This window comes from Bacillus sp. SD075, assembly GCF_017355165.1.
Classification (GTDB): Bacteria; Bacillota; Bacilli; order Bacillales; family DSM-1321; genus Peribacillus.
The window spans coordinates 1-10760 of the sequence record NZ_JADILK010000078.1 but is presented as its reverse complement, the minus strand read 5'-3'; the positions used below and the strand labels follow the sequence as shown (position 1 = coordinate 10760).

At 39.1% G+C, this 10760-nt stretch carries 11 protein-coding genes and 1 pseudogene; 6 read left to right on the top strand and 6 right to left on the bottom strand.

Translation table 11 applies throughout. From position 1 onward, the window contains the following. Positions 1–135 precede the first annotated feature (135 nt). From IOC57_RS24775 to treR, 4 genes are all read left to right on the top strand, one after another. Positions 136–1248, top strand: coding sequence for a DNA alkylation repair protein (locus tag IOC57_RS24775; protein ID WP_207441214.1), 1113 nt, complete (start codon positions 136–138; stop codon positions 1246–1248). A 658-nt stretch (positions 1249–1906) separates the two neighbouring features. After that, on the top strand, positions 1907–3358 hold the full coding sequence (gene treP, locus IOC57_RS24770) for a PTS system trehalose-specific EIIBC component (protein WP_207441212.1): 1452 nt from the start codon (positions 1907–1909) through the stop codon (positions 3356–3358). Positions 3359–3439: 81 nt separating this feature from the next. Next, complete coding sequence (treC, locus tag IOC57_RS24765; RefSeq protein WP_207441206.1) at positions 3440–5110, top strand: alpha,alpha-phosphotrehalase; 1671 nt, start codon at positions 3440–3442, stop codon at positions 5108–5110. Between the two features lie 31 nt (positions 5111–5141). Further along, positions 5142–5855 (top strand): trehalose operon repressor, encoded by a 714-nt coding sequence (treR, locus tag IOC57_RS24760; RefSeq protein ID WP_207441205.1) that lies wholly within the window; start codon positions 5142–5144, stop codon positions 5853–5855. Between the two features lie 215 nt (positions 5856–6070). On the opposite strand, the gene IOC57_RS24755 is transcribed toward treR, so the two are convergent. The 4 genes and pseudogenes from IOC57_RS24755 to IOC57_RS26670 all read right to left on the bottom strand — a co-directional run. Continuing rightward, on the bottom strand, positions 6071–6418 hold the full coding sequence (locus IOC57_RS24755; RefSeq protein ID WP_207441203.1) for a DMT family transporter: 348 nt from the start codon (positions 6416–6418) through the stop codon (positions 6071–6073). A gap of 25 nt (positions 6419–6443) precedes the next feature. Continuing rightward, positions 6444–6773, bottom strand: a complete 330-nt coding sequence (locus IOC57_RS24750) for a DMT family transporter (RefSeq protein WP_286185177.1) — start codon at positions 6771–6773, stop codon at positions 6444–6446. A gap of 88 nt (positions 6774–6861) precedes the next feature. After that, on the bottom strand, positions 6862–7020 hold the full coding sequence (locus IOC57_RS24745; protein ID WP_207441202.1) for a beta clamp domain-containing protein: 159 nt from the start codon (positions 7018–7020) through the stop codon (positions 6862–6864). 180 nt (positions 7021–7200) lie between these two features. Then, a pseudogene (locus IOC57_RS26670) lies at positions 7201–7437 on the bottom strand (ATP-binding protein); the annotation flags it as partial. 430 nt (positions 7438–7867) lie between these two features. Here IOC57_RS26670 and IOC57_RS24735 point away from each other — a divergent pair. After that, the gene (locus IOC57_RS24735; RefSeq protein ID WP_207441199.1) at positions 7868–8125 is read left to right on the top strand and encodes a hypothetical protein; all 258 of its coding nucleotides are present in this window, start codon (positions 7868–7870) and stop codon (positions 8123–8125) included. On the opposite strand, the gene IOC57_RS24730 is transcribed toward IOC57_RS24735, so the two are convergent. Together IOC57_RS24730 and IOC57_RS24725 are read right to left on the bottom strand one after the other, a co-directional pair. Beyond that, positions 8114–8347 carry a CotD family spore coat protein gene (locus tag IOC57_RS24730; RefSeq protein ID WP_286185178.1) on the bottom strand — a complete coding sequence of 78 codons (234 nt, stop codon included), beginning with the start codon at positions 8345–8347 and terminating at the stop codon, positions 8114–8116. The two genes, IOC57_RS24735 and IOC57_RS24730, sit on opposite strands and share 12 nt — an antisense overlap. A 192-nt stretch (positions 8348–8539) precedes the next feature. Continuing rightward, a complete protein-coding gene (locus tag IOC57_RS24725; protein WP_207441195.1) occupies positions 8540–9457 on the bottom strand; it encodes an aminoglycoside phosphotransferase family protein in 918 nt (305 codons plus the stop codon). 539 nt (positions 9458–9996) lie between these two features. Here IOC57_RS24725 and IOC57_RS24720 point away from each other — a divergent pair. After that, a complete protein-coding gene (locus IOC57_RS24720; RefSeq protein WP_207441193.1) occupies positions 9997–10686 on the top strand; it encodes an N-acetylmuramoyl-L-alanine amidase in 690 nt (229 codons plus the stop codon). The last annotated feature ends 74 nt before the right edge of the window (positions 10687–10760 follow it).

Below are 10760 nucleotides of genomic sequence, written 5' to 3'. Positions count from 1 at the left end.
AGGGCTATTTTTGAAATGATTCTCAAGGGTGCGATGTGTTCAGGTTATTGCGTTATCTCCTTGTTATATGATATGGGAACATGATATGGTTTAGATACATTTGCATGTCCAATATGAAGAAAAGAAGTGAAATAAATGGCTGAGCCCTTAAAGGATTTATATAATGAAACGTTCATTCGTGAATTTGGTGAAAAAGTAAGGGGGGCCCATCCGTCCTTCTCTACTGAATCGTTTGTAGAGGAAGTGATCGATGAGCATTGGGACGAGAGGAAGTTAAAGGAACGAATTAGACATATTTCCATTATTCTTGGAAAGCATCTTCCTAGTGATTATCAAGAGGCTTTGGGTATTTTATATCGACTTGATAAGGATTGTGAAGGTTTTAGATATCTATTTTTCCCGGATTTTGTTGAGGTACATGGATTGAGTAAGAAAGATTGGCCGTTATCGCTTGAAGCGTTGGAGCGGTTTACTTCAAGGTCATCCTCCGAGTTTGCCATCCGGGCTTTTATCTTGATTGATCCCGTTTTAATGATCGAGAAGATGAAGGAATGGACCAAGCATGAGGATGAACATGTCCGAAGACTGGCTAGTGAGGGGTGCAGACCCAGGTTACCTTGGGGGCAAGCTTTACCGATGTTCAAAGAGGACCCGACACCTGTCTTGGAATTACTTGAGAACCTAAAAAGCGATCCGTCCCTCTATGTACGCAAAAGTGTGGCAAATAACTTGAATGATATTGCGAGAGATCATCCGGATGCCGTCATAGAGACTGCCAAGCGTTGGCATGAAAGTGGAAACCCCCAAACGATATGGATTGTCCGCCGGGGATGCCGGACCCTTGTTCGTCAAGCAGATCCTGAGGTCCTTTCTTTATTTGGTTACTCGGATGTATTGAATAATCCTAATATCATTACAAACGCATTTATTAGAAATGAACCAGACGCGATTTTTATTGGGGAAACCAGTGAACTTCATTTCGGGTTTCAAGTGCACGCAAAGAATACGGCGAAACTTCGAATTGAGTATGCCATCGATTTTGTGAAAGCCAATCAGAAGACATCGCGCAAAATATTCCTTTTGGCAGATAGGAATTTCACGGATGGAGAACGAGTCGAGAGAGTGAGAATCCACGATTGGAAGGATTTGACCACTCGTCGTCATTACACGGGAATCCATCGAATCTCCCTTCTTGTAAATGGAGTGGAAGTTGCAGGAACGCATGTGAAACTAAGCGCTGAAACTTAATTGTTTATGGATAATATCGAATGAATAGAACAGTGTTTGTTAAAGAAAGGGTATTATTCCTTCTATATTTAGGCAAAAGGAGTTCTATCTGGCCGTGATAACGGGTGTGTTCCATAGTCCGAACGCCACTACAAAACTGGTACCATATGGAGCCAAACTATACTGCAGATGTCACTTTGTGTTAAGGGATTAAAGCGAAAATAGTGAAAAAAAATCCACCGATTAGCCCGGTTATTAATTAAGTCCTTTACATTTATCTGTAAAGGACTTCTTCATTTTTCTTCATTTTAGATAAATAGCTTATACTTTCATCGATAAACAACAGCACGCAATCCTTATTCGAGGATCGCTGGGCTCAGCTTATTTTCTTCAATGAAAGTTAATAAGTCAGAAGTAATATAAGATAGGAGGGTTTTTCCACTTCACCAACAGGCAGGGGACATTCTTTTACTTCGGGGAGGGGTAAAGATTTCATTTACTTAATAGACTTACGCCATTAACCGGATAACATTTCTTACGTGAAGTGAATGTAGATGGCTGGAAAAAAGTTATTGACAATACCTGTACGTACAGGATAATATGAAAGCGTATACAGAACCTATACGTACAGGTTATAAAATCAACTATATTTTGCTTTCTAGGGAAGGGAAGTATTGAAATGGGTAAATACACAGAACCAGCAAGGGATTTGCTCCAATATGTCGGAGGGAAGGAAAATATTGCGACGGTTACGCATTGTGCGACAAGAATGCGCTTTGCGTTGAAAGACCCCGCTAAGGCAGACGTAACGAATATTGAATCGATTAAGCTAGTAAAAGGAACCTTTACACAAGCTGGCCAGTTTCAGGTCATAATCGGGAATGAAGTATCATCGTTTTATAATGAATTCGTCTCCATGGCCGGTTTACAGGAGGCGTCAAAAGAAGATGTGAAAGAAGCAGCTAAACAGAACATGAGCTGGCTGCAGCGTGTGATTTCCCATCTTGCGGATATTTTCACCCCACTGATTCCTGCTATAGTCGTTGGCGGGCTCATTCTTGGATTCCGAAATATCATCGGCGATATTAAAATGTTCGAAGACAGTACGAAGACGCTTGTTGATATTTCACAATTTTGGGCAGGGGTCCACGCCTTCCTTTGGCTGATAGGTGAAGCTATATTCCATTTTCTCCCTGTTGGGATTACATGGTCCATCTCGAAGAAAATGGGCACGACTCAAATTCTCGGCATCGTTCTTGGTTTGACCCTGGTTTCTCCACAGCTTCTGAATGCATACGCAGTTGCAGGCACGAAGGAAAGTGACATCCCTTTTTGGGATTTCGGATTTGCACAAGTCGATATGATCGGTTATCAGGCTCAAGTCATCCCAGCCATATTAGCGGGCTTCGTTTTGGCCTATTTAGAACGGTACTTGAGAGATAAAGTGCATAACTCCATTTCCATGATCGTCGTCCCATTTTTTGCTTTACTTCCAACTGTAATCATTGCCCATACCATTTTGGGACCATTAGGCTGGAAAATCGGTTCGGTCATTTCAACGGTTGTATATTCCGGACTGAATTCATCAGTTGGCTGGCTATTCGCTGCTGTCTTCGGATTTGCCTATGCACCACTTGTCATCACAGGGCTGCATCATATGACAAACGCAATCGACCTTCAGCTTATGAGTGAAATAGGCGGAACGAACCTATGGCCAATGATCGCTTTATCCAATATTGCTCAAGGAACGGCCGTGCTTGCGATGATTTACATCAACAGAAAGGATAAGGAGGAAAGACAAGTTTCCATCCCCGCCACGATTTCATGTTATCTAGGTGTAACAGAGCCAGCCATGTTCGGAATTAACCTGAAATACGGATTTCCGTTTTTGGCCGGTATGATCGGTTCACTTTTCGCAGGCATCATTTCAGTAGGATCTGGAGTAATGGCAAACTCAATCGGTGTTGGGGGAATCCCAGGTATCCTTTCCATCCAGCCAAAGCATATGGGAATGTTCGCACTCGCGATGCTGGTTGCTTTCGTTGTGCCATTCATTTTGACTATAGCTTTCTCCAAGCGTCCTCAAATGAACTTGAAAACAAGAACGAAAACAACGAAATTAAATGCGTAATAATGCGGAGGGGGAGCATTCTCCCTCTTTTTTATCATAGAGACAAAAAGGTACATCAGGGAAAGCAGAGGAGGATTTACAATGAAGGATTTTAAAAAAAGTACCATCTATCAAATTTATCCGAAGTCTTTTAAGGACTCCAATGGCGACGGCATCGGGGACATTAATGGTGTTATGGAAAAACTTGATTATCTGAATAACCTGGGAGTGGATTATATTTGGCTGACCCCATTTTATCGTTCACCTCAGAATGATAATGGATATGATGTAGCTGATTATACATCCATTGATCCAGCTTTTGGGACGATGGATGAATTCGAAAGATTGGTGAAGGAAGCTAATTCACGGGATATCCAAATCATGCTGGATATGGTATTCAACCATACATCCACAGAGCATGAATGGTTTCAAAGAGCATTGGCTGGAGAGAAAGAATATAAGGACTATTATATTTTCAGGAAATCGAAAGATGTAGAGCCCCCTACGAATTGGATTTCCAAATTCGGAGGCCCTGCATGGGAATATGTAGAGGAACATGATGAATATTACCTTCACTTGTTCGATCGGACACAAGCTGACCTTAACTGGGAAAATCCCAGAGTAAGGAAGGAAATCTTCAATGTAGTAAACTTCTGGATGGATAAGGGTGTCAAAGGATTCCGTTTGGATGTCATCAATCTTATTTCGAAACCTGACTACTATGAAAATGACATAGATGGAGATGGACGATGCTTTTATACGGATGGTCCTAAAATTCATCAATTCCTTAAAGAGATGAATGAAGAAACTTTTGGGAAGGATGAAGAGGTGGTGACTGTAGGGGAAATGTCATCGACGACCATTGACCATTGCATCAAATATTCATCTCCAATTGAAAAGGAGCTGTCCATGGTATTCAGTTTCCATCATCTAAAGGTGGATTATAAGGATGGGGAAAAGTGGTCACTTGCAGATTTTGACTTCAGCCAGTTAAAGGAGATCCTAAGCAGTTGGCAATATGGGATGCAAGAAGGAAATGGGTGGAATGCCCTGTTCTGGTGCAACCATGACCAGCCGAGGATCGTATCGAGGTTTGGGAATGATCAAGAGTATCGAAAGGAATCTGCCAAGATGCTGGCAACAGCCATTCATATGCTTAGGGGAACCCCTTATATTTATCAAGGGGAGGAAATAGGGATGACCAACCCGGAATTCAATGATATAGGACAATATCGGGATGTGGAATCGATAAATTATTACCATATTTTAAAAGAGTCAGGCAAGGATGAAAAGGGAATTATTGAAATCCTTCAGGCTAAATCCCGTGATAATTCGCGAACTCCCATGCAGTGGGAAAATGCGGAGCATGCAGGATTCACAAAAGGGACGCCATGGATTTCAGTACCTGATAATGCTAAGATCATCAACGCTGAGCAGGAACTGAAGAATCAGGATTCCATTTTTCATCATTACCAAAAACTTATATTCTTACGCAAGAAACATGATATCATTGCATATGGGGACTATCAGGAAATTCTTGGCGACCATGACCAATTGTTCGCCTATGTACGCAGTTATGAAGACGAGAAACTTTTGGTCATCAATAACTTTTATGCTAAAGAAGCATCCTTTGAAATTCCAAAGGATATAGACCTATCCGGTTACAATTCAGAGATCCTTCTCTCAAACTATATCGATTCGAAAGAACTTGCAGGTGCTCTTATCCTCCGTCCCTATGAATCGGTTGTCTATTTGTTGAAAAAGGACGAGTAGCAGACTAAGAAAAAAATATTGTGGTGATGAAATGAACAGCAAATACCTATCGCTATATAGTGATATCGTTTCAAAAATTGAAGAAGGAAACTTTCCGACAAATTCAAAGCTTCCTTCCGAAAGCAGATTTATGGAAGAGTATGACATATCCAGGGATACTGTGAGAAAGTCCTTACAGTTACTTGAACAAAATGGATATATCCATAAAATCAAAGGTAAGGGTTCCTTTGTCTTGGATTTCAGCAAATTTAATTTTCCTGTAGCAGGGTTGATTTCCTATAAAGAAATGGTGGAAAAGTTGAATTTGCATTCCAAAACGATCATCCATAGCTTGGAGCTTGGGACCCCCGATCCAAAAATGGCCAAGCTTCTTGACTTACCTGATGATGGTGAAGTTTGGAAAGTATTCAGGGTAAGGCAAATCAATGGGAAGAAAATCATACTGGACAAAGACTATTTCAAAAGCGAGTTCGTAACTAATTTGACAAAGGAAATTTGTGAGGATTCGATTTATGGATATATTGAAAAGGAACTCGGCCTCCAGATTGGTTTTTCCAATAAGGAAATTACCGTGGAGCCATGCAGTGAAGAAGATAAGCAACTATTGGACATTGAAGACTTCGATATGGTGGCTGTTGTGAAAAGTACGGTCCATTTAATCGATGGAAGCTTGTTTCAATATAGCGAATCCAGGCATAGACCCGATAAATTCAAGTTCACGGACTTTGCACGAAGGACTAGGTGAAGGTTAAAAGTAGATCATGTCAGACAAATATAGAAATGTAAAACCAATTAAGTAGAAATAGACTGTGGATTTTTATTCAATGGTAGATTGGATTCTTGAAAGTATTATTTAAAAGAAAAGGTCGCCGTGTCGGCCTTTTCTAATGTAGTTCGAGGTAGCGTGTGTTTTTAATTGACAATGTTTTTAAGAGCAGGGGCAGGAGGATTGTCAAATCATTAGTTTGACGATCCTTCTGCTCGTTTGGGATTATGGGAAGCATTTAGTAAAATAACCCCCCCAATGATTAATACTAAGCCACCCAATGTAGTGATACTAAATGGCTCATTCCATAATAGTACTCCAATCAATGCTGTTAAAGCTGTACCTATTCCCGACCAAATGGCATATGCTAAGCTTAACGGAATTGTTTTTAGACATAAAGATAAGCTATAAAATGCTATTCCAAATCCTATTATAACCCCAAATGAAGGGAATAAATGAGTGAATCCTTCAGATAATTTAAGCATGGTCGTACCAAATAATTCGCTTACGATTGATACTCCTAAAGCTATGTATCCTTTCATAATGTTACCTCCGATTACTAGAATGTTAATGAGAGCTGCCACTTGAGAGTTTCAGAACAACCACTCCTCCGATGATCAGGATTAAACCTAAAAATTTTTTCAGGTTAAAGCTTTCTTTATAAGCGATAACCCCCACTAAAGCAGTTAAAGCTGTGCCTATTCCCGACCAAATGGCATAAGCCGTTCCAAGCGGAATGGTTATCAGAGATAACGAAAGGCAATAAAAAGCCAAACCCATTCCTATTACCACACCAATGGAAGGGAATAATTTTTTAAATCCGTTTGATACTTTTAACATCGAACTGCCAAACACTTCACTTAGGATGGCTATGGCCAAAAATGCATAAGGATTCAAGATGGACTCCTCCTAAATATTGGTTGATATTTTCAATCACTTCCCCAAAGAATCTTATCATCTAAAGGACCCATAGGGAATGGTTTTTTCAATGAATATCGGATTCACTACCAATAATGGTTAAGCAATCGTCATTAGCCACTATCTTAATTCCTGGTGAGATGGGTATAATTGTTTTTATGGAAAAGGCATGGCTGACATCTGAAATGGCCTTATTGAAACATTCTTTGTTTATAATAAATTTCATGAAGAGAATTTACCCCAAAACAGTCGTATTATCGGCAAAATATTTAAGTGAAATCATTAAAATATTATCTGATGTCAAATCAATCAGTTACTATTAAATCAAGTGAAATAGTAATGAAGCTCAATGGATGACATTCCGGGGAATACCCAACTCCCCCTAAAATGGATCGAGCTGGTTATTTTAATATCCCGTGTGTTGAATTACCGGCAACTTGATTTCGAAGGTAAAAGTAGCACTATTGTCGCTGGACTCATTTAGCCAAATACGTCCGTCCATAAATTCCGTCAATCGTCTGCAAATGGAAAGTCCTAATCCCCTGTTCGTTTTTTCATACCCTTTGGGATGCATATGATTGAAAGAATGGTACAACCCGTTGATTTTGTCAGTCGGGATACCAATTCCTGTATCCTTCACAGTAAAGGATGGATGAACGAAATCACGGTTATTTTCATGGGAATCAAAGCGGCTGCCACGTTAATTTTCCCGGTTTTCGTAAATTTAATGGAATGTCCTACTCGTTTAACGAGGGTTTGACGAATCTTATGATCATCGCCCAATAATTCCATAGGAATATTAGAAACGATTTACCCTAGTAGTGGAAGAACCTCTGTAAAGAACTTGTATATTTTAAAATATAACTCGATAGAATATATAGTTTAAATGTGATCCGACAATAGCTGAATACTCATTATTCGTTTTTCAGTAGGATTTATTCTCCTATGTCCAGTAAGTAACGCTCCAAGAAGTAAACCAATTGGTCTTTACAGAAAGTACATTTTATAACATTTGAAAAATATAAAGAGGGGAGATATACAGCAAATTCATGCTAGGCTTTGGAAAACAATAAGTGATTATTCTAAAAAATGGGAAGAACAAGTCATCCAAAATGAATGAGGCCTACGAATTTGCTAAAAGGAACGATATAAATTTAATTGAACTGGATTATTGGGTTGAAAACATAGCTGCAAAAGAGTTTTATAAGAAGCACTTAAAAAATATAGGGAGTTTGCATTTAGACGGTTGTAAATCCTTTGAATGTCAATTTTCAAAGGTTGAAGGAATTAATAAAAACCCCGAATCGGGGTTTTTTAAATTAATATCTTAACATTCTTCTCGAAAAACTAGGGGGCTGAGGAACTCCACAAACAAAGCTTTGGGAATAACACTCTTTCACGATACTTCGGGTATGCGGTATATAGGTGTTGAAGTGTTTATTCACAGTAGTTGTATGGGTCGGGTGAAAAACCGGAATCACAGTGTTAATGACATTAGTTTTAACAGATTGCTTTGTTGGGGAGATTTGAGGTGGATTATACTGAGTGGGCATTCTGTGAGGTGGGCAATATTGTGGTGGACATTGACCGCCTTTTGGATGCCCCCATGGATTATTATACATGTAAACACCTCCTGGATTTTGTTTGAAAGTCATTGTTAGTTTATGAAAATAATTGATAAAGGGACTGGTATAAAAGCCTTTATCAAAAATTCTTTGGCGTATCCGTTCTTTCACACATAAACATTAATTTAAACGAATTCGGTTAATCGCTTGACGAACAAATGACTTGTGCCTTTTCCGCCAGATATTTTCCTTGCTTTTTTCCAAACCCCATTCAGGAAATGTAGATAACCGTAATGCGGCAAATAATTGCCAGTAGGGTAAGTTTGTAAAATTCACCTCCGGCATCATGGATTTATATTGATTGGTGAAGTCATTCATCGCTTGAATACCATAATGATATGAAATTTCAAGTTGACTATTGGCAAGGTCAGCCAAAGGATCCCCTAAGCCTGAGTCTTCCCAATCAATTATGGAAACTAGTTTATCCTCTTTCCATAATATATTTCCTGGCCAATAATCACCATGAAGGATCACTTCTTTATTAATGGAACGCAACGGAATGGAAGATTTTAATAATGCTTTAATCAAGCTCAGATTTAATTCTTCGTCGAGGTTTACCCTGTCTTTATTATTTAATATCTCGACATATGTATTTTCTAGTTTAGGCAGAAATGATAGAGATAGATTTGCACAATCAACACGATGGATTTTTGCTAGATTGATTGCCAATTTTAAGATATGATCATTAAGATTTGAGGGGGTGAATTCTGACTTACCCTCAATAAACTCGATAAGTATGCATGGCTTGGAAAAAATCTCGCAGGATTGCTCGAAGTAATATGGCATCGGTACAGGCAAACCGGCAGCTTTCAATATCCCTAAAAGCTTATATTCATCTGCTGCAATATTTGGATTTCGTTTCAAGTCATTTTCACCATGCTGACGAACGATCATTTTTATGGTCCGCCCTGAAGATTGTAATATTTCAATTCCTGTCACCTGTGCAGAAATACCACCTTTTAATTCCCATGCGCGAATTAGTTTGTTTCCTTGATCAAACTTTTGAACCAATTGTTCAAACTTACCATATTCATTCATCATAGACCTCTCCTTTTAAGAAGACAGAAGCATGATTCACATGTAAAGCGAGGTGTGCAGACATTGAAAATAGAAAAATATAAAGTGGAAACACCAAAAGGGGCGTTACAATATAATAGTAGTGGAATGGCAAACCAATATAGGTTTAATTAACATGAACCTCCATACTTATTGGTTGGACATTCTCTAAGCGGATTATATGCTAATTTATACGCCTGGTTTTACCCAAATGAAGTAGCGGAAGCGTTTTATTAGAATCCAGTACTCTATCTCCTTCGGCCACTTTGTTTATAGATCGCCTATACGCCAATAATTCCTGATGACAAAGTGAAAAAATGGAAGGAATATTTTCCGGAAAAGTTTCGTCCATTGGGCGAATGTCATAATATATAATAGGCCATAAACACCTTTAGCGATGTTTTTTGGGGGGAACGGCAACCAAAAAGAAGAACATTATTTTTTTGAAATTTCTTTAATCCGATAGTTATGTGTACAAGCATTTGTTAATACGTAACATAAGATTAATAGAGGTGATAGAAATGGTAAAGGTCTTTATTGATCCCGGCCATGGCGGTACGGATCCAGGCTCGGTGGGGAATGGATTGAGAGAAAAGGATTTAACTTTATCCATTGCAACTAGAATCAAAGACATCTTATTAATAGAATATAATAACGTTTCTGTAAAAATGAGCAGGACCCAAGATACGTACCCTTCCTTAAACGATCGTACAAATGCAGCGAACGCATGGGGTGCTGATTTTTATCTCTCCATCCACATTAATGCAGGCGGAGGGACTGGGTACGAAGATTACATTTATACGTCAGCTAACAAGATAACGAAAACGTACCAAGATCATATTCATTCAGAGGTCATGAAGCTTATCAACATCCAGGACAGAGGAAAAAAAACAGGAGATTTACATGTGCTCCGTGAAACGGACATGCCTGCACTCCTGACTGAAAATGGATTTATCGATAACGTCAATGATGCATCCAAATTGAAAACCGCATCCTTTATCGAATCACTGGCTCGCGGACATGTAAACGGTTTAGTTAAATGCTTCAATCTTACAAAGAAAAGTACAGCTGTATACCACACTGTCGTAAGTGGTGATACCGTATATGCCTTAAGCATTGCTTATGGCAGTACGGTTCAGCAAATTAAAGATTGGAACGGTCTTGACAGCCAGTACACCATTACAGTGAACCAGAAATTGCGGGTGAAATGAATAATTAATAATTGACTGGTTAAATGATTCATCACTTCCAGAAAGCTCACCAAACAGGAGGCCCTTCTCAAAAA